12 protein-coding genes are annotated in these 15,391 nt (G+C 74.2%); 9 read left to right on the top strand and 3 right to left on the bottom strand.

Going from position 1 to position 15,391, the window contains the following annotated elements:
• Positions 1 to 47: 47 nt before the first annotated feature.
• Positions 48 to 389 (top strand): CGNR zinc finger domain-containing protein, encoded by a 342-nt coding sequence (locus ACWDS7_RS09080; RefSeq protein WP_451928807.1) that lies wholly within the window; start codon positions 48 to 50, stop codon positions 387 to 389.
• A gap of 113 nt (positions 390 to 502) precedes the next feature.
• The gene (locus ACWDS7_RS09075; protein WP_451928806.1) at positions 503 to 1,483 is read left to right on the top strand and encodes a zinc-binding dehydrogenase; all 981 of its coding nucleotides are present in this window, start codon (positions 503 to 505) and stop codon (positions 1,481 to 1,483) included.
• A 100-nt stretch (positions 1,484 to 1,583) separates the two neighbouring features.
• On the opposite strand, the gene ACWDS7_RS09070 is transcribed toward ACWDS7_RS09075, so the two are convergent.
• Positions 1,584 to 2,033 carry a MarR family winged helix-turn-helix transcriptional regulator gene (locus ACWDS7_RS09070; RefSeq protein ID WP_451928805.1) on the bottom strand — a complete coding sequence of 150 codons (450 nt, stop codon included), beginning with the start codon at positions 2,031 to 2,033 and terminating at the stop codon, positions 1,584 to 1,586.
• 96 nt (positions 2,034 to 2,129) lie between these two features.
• Here ACWDS7_RS09070 and ACWDS7_RS09065 point away from each other — a divergent pair, with 96 nt between their 5' ends.
• The 5 genes from ACWDS7_RS09065 (at position 2,130) to ACWDS7_RS09045 (ending at position 9,087) form a co-directional block, all read left to right on the top strand.
• Positions 2,130 to 3,092: an aldo/keto reductase gene (locus ACWDS7_RS09065; RefSeq protein ID WP_451928804.1), complete on the top strand. Its 963-nt coding sequence runs from the start codon at positions 2,130 to 2,132 to the stop codon at positions 3,090 to 3,092.
• An 88-nt stretch (positions 3,093 to 3,180) separates the two neighbouring features.
• Complete coding sequence (locus ACWDS7_RS09060; protein ID WP_451928803.1) at positions 3,181 to 4,923, top strand: protein kinase domain-containing protein; 1,743 nt, start codon at positions 3,181 to 3,183, stop codon at positions 4,921 to 4,923.
• Positions 4,924 to 4,927: 4 nt separating this feature from the next.
• Complete coding sequence (locus tag ACWDS7_RS09055; protein ID WP_451928802.1) at positions 4,928 to 7,795, top strand: AfsR/SARP family transcriptional regulator; 2,868 nt, start codon at positions 4,928 to 4,930, stop codon at positions 7,793 to 7,795.
• A gap of 94 nt (positions 7,796 to 7,889) precedes the next feature.
• Positions 7,890 to 8,522 carry a hypothetical protein gene (locus tag ACWDS7_RS09050; RefSeq protein WP_451928801.1) on the top strand — a complete coding sequence of 211 codons (633 nt, stop codon included), beginning with the start codon at positions 7,890 to 7,892 and terminating at the stop codon, positions 8,520 to 8,522.
• On the top strand, positions 8,506 to 9,087 hold the full coding sequence (locus ACWDS7_RS09045) for an OmpA family protein (protein WP_451928800.1): 582 nt from the start codon (positions 8,506 to 8,508) through the stop codon (positions 9,085 to 9,087). Before ACWDS7_RS09050 ends, ACWDS7_RS09045 begins: the two co-directional genes overlap by 17 nt.
• A gap of 240 nt (positions 9,088 to 9,327) precedes the next feature.
• On the opposite strand, the gene ACWDS7_RS09040 is transcribed toward ACWDS7_RS09045, so the two are convergent.
• Both ACWDS7_RS09040 and ACWDS7_RS09035 read right to left on the bottom strand, forming a co-directional pair.
• Positions 9,328 to 10,434, bottom strand: a complete 1,107-nt coding sequence (locus ACWDS7_RS09040; protein WP_451928799.1) for a trypsin-like peptidase domain-containing protein — start codon at positions 10,432 to 10,434, stop codon at positions 9,328 to 9,330.
• Between the two features lie 19 nt (positions 10,435 to 10,453).
• Positions 10,454 to 11,917 carry an AMP-binding protein gene (locus ACWDS7_RS09035; protein ID WP_451928798.1) on the bottom strand — a complete coding sequence of 488 codons (1,464 nt, stop codon included), beginning with the start codon at positions 11,915 to 11,917 and terminating at the stop codon, positions 10,454 to 10,456.
• 240 nt (positions 11,918 to 12,157) lie between these two features.
• Between ACWDS7_RS09035 and ACWDS7_RS09030 the strand changes: the two genes are divergently transcribed.
• Positions 12,158 to 13,060 (top strand): hypothetical protein, encoded by a 903-nt coding sequence (locus tag ACWDS7_RS09030; protein WP_451928797.1) that lies wholly within the window; start codon positions 12,158 to 12,160, stop codon positions 13,058 to 13,060.
• Positions 13,061 to 13,114: 54 nt separating this feature from the next.
• Positions 13,115 to 15,358, top strand: a complete 2,244-nt coding sequence (locus ACWDS7_RS09025) for an acyl-CoA dehydrogenase (RefSeq protein WP_451928796.1) — start codon at positions 13,115 to 13,117, stop codon at positions 15,356 to 15,358.
• Positions 15,359 to 15,391 lie beyond the last annotated feature (33 nt).

Below are 15,391 nucleotides of genomic sequence, written 5' to 3'. Positions count from 1 at the left end.
GCGAGCTGGAATCTAATGCGTCAATGGGGTAATGTGGCATTAGAATTATGGGTGATCTCATTCCCCTGACCGGTGAGCCCCTGGCCCTGGATCTGGTCAACACCAGGCCCGCCGTCGGCGACTTGCTCGCCACCCCCGCCGATCTGCTTGCCTGGCTGGGGCTGCAGGCCGATCGGCTCCCCGACGCGGCATGCGGGACGGCGGAGCTCGCCGAGGCCGCCGCCGACCTGCCGGCCGACCCGGCGGTCACGCGTATCCGCCAGTGCGAGGCCGAGGACCGCGTGATGCCGTTCCTGTCCGCCCACCCGCGCCGCCGCCGGTGCTCGGCCGATCGCTGCGGCAACCGTGTCCGTGTCGCGCGTTACTACCGGCGGCACAGGAGCGCATAAGTGGGCGGGGCCGGGCGATGCCGGGGCGCGGCTCCGGGTGCGAGACTTGACCTCAAGTTAAGTTGAGGTCAGAGAGTGGGGGTTCTTCAGTAGATCTACCGGAAGGAACGGTCATGCACGCCGTCGTGCTGCACGTGTTCGGGCCCGCTGAGAACCTCCGCTACGAGACCGTGCCCGATCCCGTACCGGGGCCGGGCGAGGTCCGCGTCTCGGTGCGGGCCGCGGGGGTCCACCAGATCGAGACAGCGATGCGGGAAGGGCTGGAGATCGGTCCGCCGCTTCCCGAACTCCCGGCGATCTTCGGGGGAGAGGTGGCCGGTGTCGTCGAGGCGGTCGGGCCGGACGTGGACGAGACCTGGATCGGCGCCGAGGTGGTGACCGCACGGGGCGGGCCGGGAGGCTACGCCGAGCTCGCCGTCGCCGACGTCTCGTCCCTGCACCGGATTCCGGCCGGACTGGGGTACGAGGCCGCCGTCACCATGGTCGTCACCGGCACCACCACCGTCGGCCTGCTCGACATCGCCGATCTCACCTCCGACGACGTGGTCCTGATCACCTCCGCGGCCGGCGGTATCGGCCGTCTGGCCGTCCAGTCCGCTCGCCGCGTCGGCGCCACGGTCATCGGCGCGGCGGGCGGAGCGGCGAAGACGGCGGACGTGCGAGAGCTCGGAGCCGACATCGCTGTCGACTACAACCTGCCGGACTGGGCGGACACCGTCCGCGACGCCTTGGGCGGGCGTGGCGTCACGGTCGTGCTGGACGGTGTCGAGGGCGACAAGGGGCGCGCGGCCTTCGGGCTGCTGGCCGAGGGAGGGCGCTACGTCACCATCGGCGCGGCCTCGCGGGAGGGGTTCCGGCCCGATGAGGCGGAGCTGAAGGAGCGCGGCGTGCGTTTCGTCAACGCGCTGATGCTGCTGCTGGAGGGCCAGGACAGGCCCGCCGACGAGGCTCGCGCGCTCGCGGCGGCTGCCGACGGGAGCATGCTGCCCGCCTTCCAGACCTTCCCCCTGTCGCAGGCGGCCGCGGCGCACGCCGCCCTGGAGTCACGGGCGACGACAGGCAAGGTCGTCCTCGTCCCCGACGCCCACCGGTGAGGCGCGGCCGGCGTGGTCCAGCCGGAGCGGTGGTCCCACGACCGGAGCGGTGGTCCCATGGAGGTGGCGGGCGACCTCACCCGCCGGCCGGCCCGTGAGGTCAGGCTTCGGCCGTGTGGTCGAGCGGGGGAGCGCCGAGTGACCTGGCGTTCTCGCGGACCTTGCCGAGGGCGGAGGTCAGGGCGCGCAGCTCGTCGTCGGTCAGGCCCCGGGTGATGTGGCGTTCGAGCGACTCCCGGTCGCTGGTGACCGGCCCCCGGAGGGCCCGTCCCCGGTCGGTGAGATAGAGCCGGACCAGGCGGTTGTCGGCGTCGTCGCGGCGCCGGACCAGCAGGTCCGAGGCGCTCATGCGGGTGGCCATCTTCACCACGGTGGGGGTGGTGACGTTCAGCAGGGCGGCGAGCTCACCCGGGGTGCGGCCGTCCCGCTCCCACAGGGCGGCCAGCACCAGGTTCTGGCCCAGGTGGAGGCCGTGGCGGCGCATCGACTCCTCGGCGACGGCGCGCAGGGCCTTGTGGGTCGTGGTCATCAGATCAAGGATCTCGGTCACCTTCCGATGATAGCTGGTCGGCTAATGAATTGACGGCTAATGATTAGCCGGTTAGCGTATGTCTGTCGATAGACGGCAAACGGAACGGAGCCAGTCATGAGGAAGCTTGGGCCCCTGGAGGTCGGCGCGGTCGGTCTCGGCACGATGGGCATGGGCGGCTCGTACGGCCCGGCCGACGAGAGCGAGTCCGTCCACGTGATCCACCGGGCGCTCGACCTGGGCGTCACCCTGCTCGACACCGCCGACTTCTACGGCGGCGGGTCGAGCGAGGAGATCGTCGGCAGGGCCCTCCAGGGGAGGCGGGCGCAGGCCGTGCTGGCCACCAAGACCGGGAGCGTGCGCGGCCCCGGCGGGATGGGGATCGACGGCGGCCCCGCCCACATCCGGCGGGCGATCGACGGCTCCCTGCGGAGGCTGGGCGCCGACCACGTGGATCTGTACTACCTGGCCAGGGTCGATCCCCGGGTCCCGATCGAGGAGAGCGTCGGCGCCATGGCCGAGCTGGTCGCCGAGGGCAAGGTGCGCCACCTCGGCCTGTGCGAGGCGAGCGTGACCACGGTCCGCAGGGCCTGTGCCGTGCACCCGATAGCGGCCCTCCAGACCGAATACTCACTGTGGGAGCGCCACGTCGAGACCTCGATCCTGCCCGCCCTGCGCGAGCTGGGCGTCGGACTGGTCGCCTACCGCCCCCTGGGCAGCGGGTTCCTCGGCGGCTCCTTCACCACCCCCGACCGGCTGCCCGAGGGGGACTTCCGACGGGCCGACCCGCGCTTCCAGGGGGAGAACCTCACCCGGAACCAGGCCTTGGCCGCCGCCGTGGCCGAGCTCGCCGCCGCCAAGGGCGTCACCCCGGCCCAGCTCGCCCTGGCCTGGGTGCTGTCGCGGGGCGAGGACGTCGTGACGATCCCGGGGACCAGGCGGGCCTCCCGCGTGGCGGAGAACGCCTCGGCGGCGGGGCTCGCGCTCACCCCCGGGGAGGCGGAGGCGCTGGAGGCGCTGGGGACCGCCTCGGGCGAGCGCTATCCGGAGTTCCTGATGAGCACCATCGACCGGGACTGACGGCGGCCCTCCCGGCGGCGCGGCGGGGATACCGGGCGGTGGGGATACCGGAAAGTGTGCAGAAGGCCGTAAAGCTACGCTGACTCCGATGAATCCTTCGGAACGGGCCGCACCGGGCGAGTCGCAGGTGATCGGCGGCTACCTGCTCCGGCGCGTGCTCGGGCGCGGCGGCATGGGCACCGTGCATCTCGCCACCACCCCGACCGGCGGCCTGGCCGCGGTGAAGGTGATCAATCCGGAGCTGGCGCGCGACCCCGTCTTCCGGCGGCGGTTCGAACGAGAGGTCGCCGCCGCCCGCCTGGTGGCCCGCTTCTGCACGGCCCCCGTGCTGGACGCCGGGCTCGACGGGGACGTGGCCTACCTCGTCACCGAATACGTCAAGGGTCCCGACCTGGCGCAGGCCGTACGGGACCAGGGGCCGATGGCCGGGTCCGACCTGGAGGCCCTCGCGGTCGGCATCGCGGTCGCGCTGAACGCCATCCACGGGGCGGGAGTGATCCACCGGGACCTCAAGCCGTCGAACGTGCTGCTCTCGCCGCTGGGCCCCCGAGTGATCGACTTCGGGATCGCGAAACTGGTCGACGGGGACAGCCTGGTCAGCCAGGCGGTCGTGGGGACGCCGGCGTTCATGGCCCCCGAGCAGGTGCGCGGGGAGGCGCTCACCACGGCGGCCGACATCTACGCCTGGGGCGGTGTGATCGCGTTCGCGGGGACCGGGCGGCTGCCGTTCGGCGGCGGGGCGCCCGCGGAGGTGCTCTACCGGATCGTCAACGAGGGGCCGCATCTCGACGGCCTGGACGGGCGGCTGCGTGGCTTCGTCGAGCGGGCCATGGCCAAGGACCCGGCCGGCCGGCCGAGCGCCCGCGACCTGCTCGGCGAGCTGGTCGGCGGCCGGGACATGACACCGGCGACGGCCACCCAGGTGGTCGAGCGGACCTGGACGGACCACCCACCTGCCCCGGCCGGGCAGACCTGGTCGGCCCGCCCGCACGGCACGTCCGGGCCGTCGAGGCCGGGCGCGGCCGGGGGCCGCGATCTCGGCCCGCCGCCCGGGACGGCCAGGGTGCCCGGGACGGCCAGGGTGCCCGGGACGGCCGGGGTGCCCGGGGTGTCCGGGATGGCCGGGCCGCCTGGGGCGACCGGGCAGGGCCCGGGGCACCCCGCCCGGAGCGGGCGGCGCAGGCGGCTGCTCGCCGCTCTGACCGTCGCGGCGGTGGCGGTGGCGGTCGGGGCGGTGGCGTGGTGGGCCGTGGGACGCCCCGGCGGGACGTGGCCCTTCCACGCCGACTTCGGCGGCGCGGACCACTCCTGGTCGGTGGGCGCCACCGACGCCGGGCGCGCGGAGGTCACCGGCGGGTCCTACCTGCTGACCGTGAACCCGGGCTGGCGGCTGTGGAAGTCGGCGCCCGCGCCGGACGAGCCCGAGGGCGGAGTGGTCATCAGCAGCTCGGTGCGGCTGGCCGGGGGGACGGGAGAGTTCGGCGTCTGGTGCCGGGGCGACTCCGGCGGCGACCGCTACGAGTTCACGGTCAGCGGCTCCGGCACGGTCTCGATCATCAAGCGGCGGGCGGGGCAGAAGGTCACCGCCCTGTACGGCCCCGCCAGGAACGCGGACATCAAGAAGTCGGCCGACAACCGGATCGTCGCCGAATGCCGGCCCGACGGGTCGGCGCTCGCCCTGCGCGTGTGGGTCAACGAGGTCATGGCCGGGCAGGCCGTCGACGGCAGTCCCTACGGCCCGGGGAAGATCGGCGTGCACGCCGCACCGGACGGCGACGCGGCGGTGCGGGTCAGGTTCGGTACGTTCGACGCGCGCCCGGCGGAGGGGTAGCCGCGTGCGGTTCGGTCTGCTGGGGCCGCTCCAGATCCTCGACGGCGGCCAGGTCCTGACCCCCGGCCCGGCCAAGCACCGCGCGCTCCTGGCCGCCCTGCTGCTGCGCGCGGGGCACGTCGTGACGCTCGACCGCCTGACCGCCGTGGTGTGGGGCGACGATCCGCCGGCCTCGGCCGAGTCGGTGCTGCGGGTCTACGTGAGCGCGCTGCGCCGCCTGGTCGGGGCCGGGACCATCCACACGGCTCCCGGCGGCTACCTGATCGCGGTCCCCGCCGAGGAGGTGGACGCGCACCGCTTCGAGCGCATGGTCGAGCAGGCGCGCCGGGCCCGTGACGCCGGGCGCGCGGCGGAGGCCGCCGACGGGCTGCGCGGTGCCCTGGGGCTGTGGCGCGGACCGGCGCTGGCCGATGTCGACTCCGGCGAGCTGCGGCGGACGCAGGCCGTACGGCTTGAGGAGCTGCGGCTCAGCGCGGCCGAGGAGCGGATCGACCTGGACCTGACGCTCGGACGCCACGGCGAGGTCGTCGGAGAGCTCCGCGCGCTCGTCGCGGCCTACCCGCTCAGGGAGCGCGCCTGGGGGCAGTTGATCCTCGCGCTGCACCAGGCGGGGAGGCGGTCGGAGGCGCTCGCGGCCTACCAGGACGCCCGCCGCGTGCTGGTGGAGGAGCTGGGGCTGGAGCCCGGCCCGGAGCTGCGGGCGGCCCACGACAGGGTGCTGGCCGGGCGGGGACCGGCCGGGCAGGCGGGGGAGCGCGGTGCCGTCCCGCACGAGACGCCGCCCGACATCGCCGACTTCACCGGCCGCGCGGAGGTCCTGAGCTGGATCGCGGGGCAGGCGACCGCCGCCGGCGGCGCCCCGGTCCATCTGGTGCTGCACGGGCCGGCAGGGTCGGGCAAGAGTGCCGTGGCGGTCCACGCCGCCACGCTGCTGGGCGCGGAGTTCCCCGACGGCCGCCTCTACGCCGCGCTGCGCGCGGGCAGCCGTCCGGCCGGCGCGGGCGCGGTGCTGGAGGACCTGCTGCGCTCCCTCGGCTGTCCCGAAGGGGCCGTCCCCGCCGGTCTTGAGGACAGGGTGCGGCTCTACCGCAGCATGACGGCCACCCGGCGGCTGCTGGTGGTGCTGGACGACGCCGTCGGCGAGTCCCAGGTCAGGCCGCTGCTGCCGACGGGGCCGGGCTGCCTGACGCTGGTGACCAGCAGGTCACCGCTGTACGGGCTGGAGGCGTCCCGGGCCTTCGAGCTGGGCGTGCTCGGCACCGCCGACTCGGTGACGATGCTGGCCAGGGTGGCGGGGGAGACGCGGGTGCGGGCCGAGCCGCAGGCCGCGCGGCGGATCGCCGAGCTGTGCGGCGGGCTCCCGCTGGCGCTGCGGATCGCGGGGTCCCGGCTGGCCCGGCGGCCCGGCTGGACCCTGGAGCACCTGGCCGGCCGGCTGGGCGACGAGCGCGGGCGGCTGGACGAGCTGACGGCGGGGGACCTGGCCGTACGGGGCACTCTCGGCCTCGGCTACCGGGGCCTGGCGGAGGAGGAGCAGCGGCTGCTGCGACGCCTCGGGTCGCTGTCGGCGCCGGACGTCGCGCCGTGGGCCGCCGCCGCGGCGTTCGGCGGCCTGCGGGTGGAGCGGCAGCTGGAGGAGCTGGCCGGGGCCGGGCTGCTCCAGGCGCGCGGGCTGGACGACGCGGGCCAGGAGCGGTACGGCTGGCACGACCTCACCCGGCTCTACGCCGCCGAGCGCCTGGTCGAGGAGGAGGGCACGGCCGAGCGGGTGCTCGCCGTGGTGGCGCGTGAGGTTCTGGAGCGGGTCCGGCGGGCCCGCACCCTGCTGCTGCCGGCCGAGCCGGGCACCGGCCAGACCGTGGCGCGCACGGCGGAGTGGAGCCCGGCCCTGGAGACGGCGCACCTGCGCGAGTCGGCCCGGTGGCTCGGGGCCGAGCGGGGCTTCCTCGTCGCCGCCGTCGCGGACTTCCACCGCGCGGGGCTGGCCGACGCGGCCTGGCGGCTGGCGTTCTACCTGACGCCGTTCTTCGAACTGCGCGCCCACCACGAGGACTGGCACACGACGAACCGGACCGGGCTGGAGGCCGCGCGGCTGGCGGGGCACCGGCACGGCGAGGCGCTGCTGCTGAGGGCGCTGGCCGACCTGCACCGGATCGAGGGCCGTCTGGAGGAGGCGGCGCGGGCCCTCCAGGCGGCGCTGTCCCGCTTCCGGGAGCTGGGCGACGGGCCGGAGGAGGCACGCGCGCGCCACCGGCTCGGCCTGGTCCTCGCCGCCCAGGACCGTCCCGCCGAGGCGGAGCGGTGCCTGGCCGAGTGCCTGGCCGCGTTCGAGGCGGCTGGCGACGCGCGTGGCCGGGCGGACGCGCTGCGCGCGCTGGGGACGCTGCGGCGGGCCGAGGACCTGCTGACGGCCGGCCTCCACGCCTACCGTGAGCTGGGAGATCCCCGGGGTGAGGCGGCGGCGCTGCGCGAGCTGGCCCTGCTCCACCTGGACCTGCGGCGGGTGTCGGCCGCCCGGGACTGCGCCGAGCGCGGCCTGCGCATCGACCGGCGGCTGGGCGACCGGCTGCCCGAGGCCGCCGGCCTGCTGCTGCTGGCCCGGGTGGCGCGTGCCGAGGGGGTGCCGGAGGCGGCGCGGGCGGCGGCGCGGGAGGCGTCGATGATCTTCAAGGAGTACGGCGACCGCCGGGGGGCCGCCCGCGCGTCCCTGGTCCTGGCGGGGGCGGATCTCGACCTTGATGAGATCGATGGGGCGTTTGCCGCGATTGCCGGTTCCATGGCAGAGTTCGACGCTCTCGGCGATCGGCGAGGGGCGGCCGAGGCGGAGGAGCTCGCCCAGGAGGCGCGTCGCCGCCGCGGCCTGCCTCGATAGCGCACCATCTGCGGATATGGCGGGCTATACGGATCCTGAAGGTCGCCCCCTTACATTCGTGACCCTGACCCCCGAAAAGCAGAGGTGACACAGGATGCGAAGGAAGATCGCCCTCGCCGTGGCCGCCCCCGGACTGGTGATGGCCCTGACGGCGTGCGGCGCGCTCGGCGACCTGCAGGGCGGTAGCGGGCAGGAGCGCCAGGCCCGGCAGGCGGCCCGGACGGCCGCCTCCGGCGCTCCGTCGCAGGGAGAGCAGGCCCCGTCCGGGACGCAGGAGCAGGCCCGGCCCGAGTCGCAGGCGAGCGCGCCGCCCCAGCAGGGGGAGGTGATCGCCACCCGTCAGGTCAAGGCGGGAGGGGCGGAGCTGACCGTGGACGTCACCGGTCTCCGGCGGCAGGGGCGGCTGACCACGCTGAGCTGGACCATCACCAACACCGGTGACACCAAGTGGAACATGAGCAGCCTGATGGGAGACACGCCCGCCTACCTCGGCCTGACGGTGGCCGGGGTGAACCTCGTCGACCCCGTCAACGCCAAGCGCTACCGGCCCGCCCGCACCGGCACCGGTGGCGCCACCAAGTGCCTGTGCTCGGAGTACGACATCACGACCGAGCCCGGGGAGGTCCTGCCGCTGTACGCGTCGTACGCCGCGCCGCCGCCGGACGTACAGAAGATCAACATTGAGTTCCCGATCCTCGGGGTGTTCGCCGATGTCCCGATCTCCTGACCGCGCCCGGCGGGCCCTGGCCGCCGCGGTGCTGGCCGGCGGGCTCGTCGCCGGGGCCGGGCCGGTGGCGTGGGCGGAGCCGGACCCGCCGGCCGACGCCACGGCCCCGGTGGAGGACCTCGTCCTGCCGGTCGACGACATCCTGGCCGAGTCCGAGTCGCTGGACGGCAGCGAGAGCGAGTCGAAGCAGGGCCGGACGGTCACCCTGGCGCTCACCAGCGACGTGCTGTTCGCCCTCGACAGGGCCGCGCTGACCGCCAGGGCGACGGCGCGGCTGCGGGGGGTCGCCGGCCGGATCAAGGCGGAGTCGGCCGGCGGCCTGATCAAGATCCTGGGGCACACCGACGACCAGGGGACCGACGCCTACAACGACCGGCTGTCCCTGCGGCGGGCGCAGGCCGTGCAGGGGGCGCTGCGAAGCCTGCTGGCCGGGCAGGACGTGAGCTTCGAGGCCACCGGCCTCGGCGAGCGCCGGCCGAAGGCGCCCAACGTCGTCGACGGCAGGCCGGTCGAGGAGAACCGGGCCAGGAACCGCCGCGTCGAGATCGTCTTCACCGCCAAGTGACCGCGGGAGGACGCGCCCTCCCGCGCTCCCGTACGGCCCGCCCCGCGCCGCCGGTGCCCATGTTTCCCGGCTGTGGCGGGACAGCGCCCTCCCGCGCTCCCGCCGGCCGTACGGCCCGCCCCGCATCCAGCGCCGGCCGTACGGCCCGCCCCGCGCCCGAGCGGTCTCGCCCCCGGCGCGCGGCCCGGAACGGCCGGGGCTCCGGCGCGCTCGCGGAGAGCCCGACGGAGAGCGGGCCGGTCAGCCGCCGGGCAGCTCGCCCAGGGTCACGGTGACGGTGGAGGACGACCCGTCGGGACGCAGGAGTTCGACCTTGGCCCGGTCACCGGGGCGGAGGTCGGCGATGATCTCCGACAGGGCCTGGGATGTCGGGGTGGGCGTGCCGTTGATCGAGACGATCACGTCACCGGGCCTGATGCCCGCCTGGTCGGCGCTGCCGCCTCGGGACACGCGCACGACACCGGCGCCCACGGGACCGCCCCCGGAGCCGATCACGGTCTGTATGGTGACGCCGAGGGCGGCCCGGTGGGTGTTGGTGACCTTGCCGGTCTCGACGATCTGCTGGGCGATGTCGGTGGCGGTGTTGGACGGGATCGCGAAGCCGATGCCCGGGGCCTGCCCACCGCCGAGCTCGGGATTGACCGCGGTCAGGGTCGGGACGCCGATGACCTCACCGGAGAGGTTGACCAGGGCGCCGCCGCTGTTGCCGGGGTTGATCGCGGCCGAGGTCTGGATGGCGCCGGCGATCGTCGCGCCGGGGGACCCGCCGTCCGTGGGCTCGCTGACCGTACGGCCCAGCGCCGAGACGATGCCGTCGGTCACGCTGCCGGACAGGCCCAGCGGGTTGCCCATGGCCAGCACGATCTGACCGACCCGCAGCTTGCCGGAGTCGCCGAACACGGCCGGCCTCAGCCCGGCGGGGTCGTTCACCTTGATCACGGCCAGGTCGCCGAGGGCGAAGGACTCCACGAGCTCGGCCCGGCGGGGGGCGCCGCCGGTGGCGAGCGTCACCTCGAACCGCTTGGCCCGGCCGACCACGTGGGCGTTGGTGATGATGTGCCCGGAGCTGTCGTAGACGATGCCCGAGCCGAGACCGTTCTCCGTGGTGATCTGCACGATGGAGGGCAGCACCTTGGTGATGACCCGTTCGTAGGCGCTCTCCAGGGCCGCCGGGCCGCCCGGGGGCTGGGCCTGGGGCTGGGTCTGGGCCGGGGACGAGGCGGGGGGCGGGACTCCGGGCGGCTCGGTGGCCGTGTCGGATGGTTGCGATCGTGCGCTCTGGCCGCACCCGGCGAGCACCACGGCGATGGCGGCGGTCAGCGCGACACGTGAAGTCGATCCCCCCATGAAGGGATATCTTCCCAGCTCAGGGCGGAAGATACGTGTCCCGGAGGCTGCTGCGGCTCAGCTTGCCGGTGGGGGTGCGCGGCAGCCGGTCGCGATACTCGATCACGCGGGGATGCTTGAGCCGTGCCAGCCTGGGCGCGCAGTGGGCCAGCAGGTCGGCGGTGAGGCCGGGGCCGGGCTCGGCGCCGGGGGCCGGCTGGACCAGGGCGACGGCCCGCTGCCCCCACTCCGGGTCCGGCACGCCGATCACGGCCACGTCCGCCACCGCGGGATGCTCCAGCAGGGCGGCCTCGATCTCGGCGGGGTAGATGTTCACCCCGCCGGAGATGATCAGATCGGTGCGCCGGTCGCACAGGAACAGGTAGCCCTCCTCGTCCAGGTAGCCGATGTCGCCCGGGGTGTAGAGGCGGCCGCGCATCGCGGCGGCGGTCTTGGACGGGTCCTGGTGGTATTCGAACCGGTTGATGCCGCCGATGTAGACCAGTCCCGGCTCGCCGGGCGGGAGCTCCGTGCCGTCGTCGTCGAGGATCGTGAACTCCATGCCGTCGACCGCCCGGCCGACCGTGCCCGGCCGCGCCAGCCACTCGGCCGAGGAGACCATGGTGGCCACGGCGGCCTCGGTCGAGCCGTAGTACTCCCACAGCACCGGACCGAGCCAGTCGATCATCGCCTGCTTGGTGGCGGGCGGGCACGGGGCGGCGCCGTGATAGAGGTGGGTCAATGACGATAAATCATGCTTTTCCCTGATCTCCGCGGGCAGGGCCAGCAGCCGGTGGAACATGGTCGGCACCATGAACGTGTTGGTCACCCGGTGCCGCTCGATCAGCCCGAGCGTCTCCTCGGCGTCGAACCGCTCGGTGGCCACGAGCGTGTGACCGAGCTGCAGGGCCATCATCGCCTGGCCGTACGGGGCGGAGTGGTAGAGCTGGGACAGCAGCAGGTGCACGCCGTCGGGCGGGAGCGCGAAGTGCCGCCAGCTCTTGCGCTCCAGGATCGGGTAGAGGTCCTCGGGGGTGAGATCGATCAGCCGCCTCCGGACGCCCTTGGGCCTGCCGGTGGTGCCGGAGGTGTAGAGCATCATCGATCCGGCCCGGCGCTCCCGGGGCGGGGTGGCGGGCCGTCCCGCGGCGAGGTCGCCGGGCTCCACGGAGCCGGCCGGCAGGACGTGCGCGTGGCGCCCGGACCCCACCACCACGCGCGCCGCGCAGTCGGTGACGATGTAGCCGACCTCCTCGGCGGTGCAGTGCCAGTTCACCGGGACGTGGTAGGCGCCGATCTGGTAGGTCGCGAGCATCATCGTGACCGCGTCGGCCCCGTTGGGCAGGACCGTGACCACGGCGTCGCCGGGCCGGGTGCCGCGGGCGAGGAGGCCGTGGGAGACCTGGTTGGCCCGGCAGTGGAGCTCGCCGTACGTCGTGGCGGTGCCCGCGACGACGGCGACGCGTCCGGGGTCGGCCACGGCGATCTCGTAGAAGCCCCTCATGGCGCGACCATACAGAGCGACATTCTGTTTATGGAAGGGGGCTGAGATCACCAGGGAAAATGGTGACCTCGTGGCTTAAGTGTAATTGTGAGCCGGTGTATCGATCACGGGAGGTGACGTAATGTGACGCCTATGGCGGACGTTGGTGGAAACTCCTCCGGGCGCTCTCGTGAGAGATATGTCCCGTCCTATGAGGCGCTCACGGCACCTATACCCGCTGTCCGTGACGATGACGGTGCGATGATCGGCACCCGGGTGCCCCGGCGTTTCCCCATCGGAGACGGGGAGGAGGCCGTGCTCGTCTCGCGGCGCGGCTCCGATGGAGCGTTCCCCGACCCCGATCCGCCCCACTCCTCCGGCACGCTCGGTAACCGCGGCGTGCCCGGCGGCGCCGGCCCGGCCCCGCACCCCGCTCCGCCGGCGCGGACGGGCATCGCCCGGTTCAGGGCGGCCGTCAGCGTCGTCGCCGCCGTCGTCAGCGCCGCCGCGATCGTCGGGGCCTTCGTGCTGTTCGCCGGCGACGAGCCCGACGATCCGGTGCCGCTCCCGCAGGCCGACGCCGCCACCGAGCCGATGCTCCCCCGGGCCGTGCCCACCATCACGCTGCCCGGGGTGCCCAGGGTGAAGGCCCTGCAGGCGCTGCCGGGCACGCCGAGTCCGGTGCTGGGCTCGGTGACCGACGCCAAGGCCGCGATCACCTACGCCAGGCTGGGCGGCCCGTGGGCGCTCGGCGCCGTCCCGTCGTTCTCGGCCGGCCAGTCGGTGGGCGCGGCGCGGCTGCCGCGCACGATGGCCGCCTCCGGCCCGCTCCCCGGGGCGGCGCCGGCCGCCGAGCTGAAGACCGGCGCCGACTTCCGCAAGGCGGCGCTGAGCGCGGTCAGGTGGACGGTCCGCAAGCACTACCCGGCGGGCAGCAGGGTCGCCTGGACCGCCTCGCAGGAGCCGGTCGCCGGCCGGGGCTGGACCTTCGGCTACCGGGTGACCTACCGGGTCAAGGGGGTTGTGCGCAGTTCCCAGGCGGCGCTCGCGCTGCTGGACGTGGGCCGCAGGAAGCCCGCCATCTTCTTCGTGACCGTGTCCGACGCGCGCAAGCAGCTCTGGGCTGATATCGCACCTTTGGTGGCCAGCGTCCGAGCGTTGTGATGGAATCACCTTCTAGAATATGGTTCTGCCACTGAACCGTGTCTGGAGGCTGTCATGGCGATCGGGTTGAGCGAGGAGCACGAGGCGCTCCACGAGTCGGTGAGCGGCTGGGCGGAGCGGAACATCCGCTCCGAGACCGTACGCGCCGCCGTCGCGGCGGAGACCGAGGAGCGCCCCGCCTTCTGGCCCGGCCTCGCCGACCAGGGGCTGCTCGGCCTGCACCTGCCGGAGGAGTACGGCGGCAGCGGCTACGGCCTGCTGGAGGCCGCCGTCGCCGTCGAGGCGCTCGGTGAGCGGGTCGCCCCCGGCCCCTACGTCCCGACCGTGCTCGCCGGCGCCGTGATCCTGGCCTCCGACGGCAAGGCCCGAGGCGAGCTCCTGCCCGGCCTGGCCGACGGCACGCTGACCGGCGCGGTCGCGCTGACCGGTTCGATCACCGGGACCCGCGGGGAGGACGGCACGCTGACCGTTCAGGGCGCCGCCGAGCCGGTCCTGGGCGGCACGCTCGCCGACGTCCTGGTGCTCCCGGTGAGCACCGACCGCGGCGAGGAGTGGGTCGTGCTGGACGCCTCCGAGGCGACCGTCACCCCGCTCGGCTCGCTCGACCTGACCCGCGGCGTCGCGAAGGTCGAACTGGAGGCGGTGGCCGTGCCGGCGGGGCGGGTGCTGGACGGGCTGGACGGACCGGACGTCCTCGACCTGGCCGCGATCCTGCTCGGCGCCGAGGCCGCGGGCGTCGCGTCGTGGTGCGTGCGCGCCGCGTCGGAGTACGCCAAGGTGCGCGTGCAGTTCGGCCGTCCGATCGGCCAGTTCCAGGGCATCAAGCACAAGGCCGCCCGGATGCTCGTCGCGCTGGAGCAGGCCCGGGCCACCGTATGGGACGCCACCCGCGCCGCGGAGCGGGCCGGCCGCGGGGCCGGCGGGGAGGCGGGCGCGGGAGCCGCCGGCGAGGCCGCCTACGCCGCCGCGATCGCGGGCGTGGTCGCCCCCGACGCCGCCGTGCAGTGCGCCAAGGACGCCGTCCAGATCTTCGGCGGCATCGGCTACACCTACGAGCACGACGCCCACCTCTACTACCGCCGCGCGCTGACCCTGCGCGCGCTGCTCGGCCCCTCCGCCGACTGGGCCGAGACGGTCGCCTCGCTGGCGCTGAGCGGGGTGAGCCGGGAGATGGAGATCGATCTGCCCGACGACGCCGCCGCGCTGCGCGAGGAGATCCGGGCCGAGATCGCCGAGATCGCCAAGCTGGAGGGCCGGGAGCAGAAGCGGGCGCTGGCCGGGGCCGGCTACGTCATGCCCCACCTGGCCAGGCCGTGGGGCCGCGACGCCAGGCCGCTGGAGCAGGTGCTCATCTTCCAGGAGCTCAAGGCCGCCCGCGTCAAGCTGCCCCAGATGATCATCGGTGCCTGGGTGGTCCCGTCGATCGCCGCCTACGGCACGCCCGAGCAGCAGGAGCGCTTCCTGCCCGCCACGCTGAGCGGCGAGATGATCTGGTGCCAGCTCTTCTCCGAGCCGGGCGCCGGCTCCGACCTGGCCTCGCTGCAGATGAAGGCCGAGAAGGTCGAGGGGGGCTGGCGGCTCAACGGCCAGAAGATCTGGACCTCGGTCGCCCACGTCGCCGAGTGGGGCATCTGCATCGCCCGCAACTCCTCGGCGGGCTCCAAGCACGACGGCATCACCTACTTCCTGGTCGACATGAAGGGCCAGGGCGTCACGGTCCGGCCGCTGACCGAGATGACCGGCGAGAACCTGTTCAACGAGGTCTTCCTCGACGACGTGTTCGTCCCGGACGAGCTGGTCGTCGGGGAGGTCGGCCAGGGGTGGAAGGTAGCCCGCAACACCCTGTCCAACGAGCGGGTCTCGCTCTCCTCGGGCTCCGGCGGCACCGGTTCGTCGGTCCCCGACCTGGTCGGGCTGGCCGGGAGGCTCGGCCGTGAGCTCACCTCGGTCGAGCGCCAGGAGCTGGCCCGGGTGGTCTGCGAGGGTCACTCGATCAACGCCCTCGGCCTGCGGGTGACGCTGAAGCAGCTCACCGGTGCCGAGCCGGGCGCCGACGCCTCGGTCCGCAAGCTCCTGTCGACCTCGCACGCCCAGCACGTCTCGGAGTGCGCGGTCGGGCTGCTCGGCGCCTCCGCCGTGGTCGCCGCCGACATGAAGCTCGGCGACGCGGGCTACTGGAACCGCGCCGTCCTCGCCACCCGCGCCATGACGATCTACGGCGGCACCACCGAGGTGCAGCTGAACATCATCGGTGAGCGCATGCTCGGCCTGCCCCGCGACCCCGAGCCGGGCAAGTAGCCGGCTGAGGCGGTGCCTGCGGACATATCCCTA

The sequence above is a fragment of the Streptosporangium sp. NPDC003464 genome, assembly GCF_053588315.1.
This window is presented reverse-complemented; position numbering and strand designations above follow the sequence as displayed.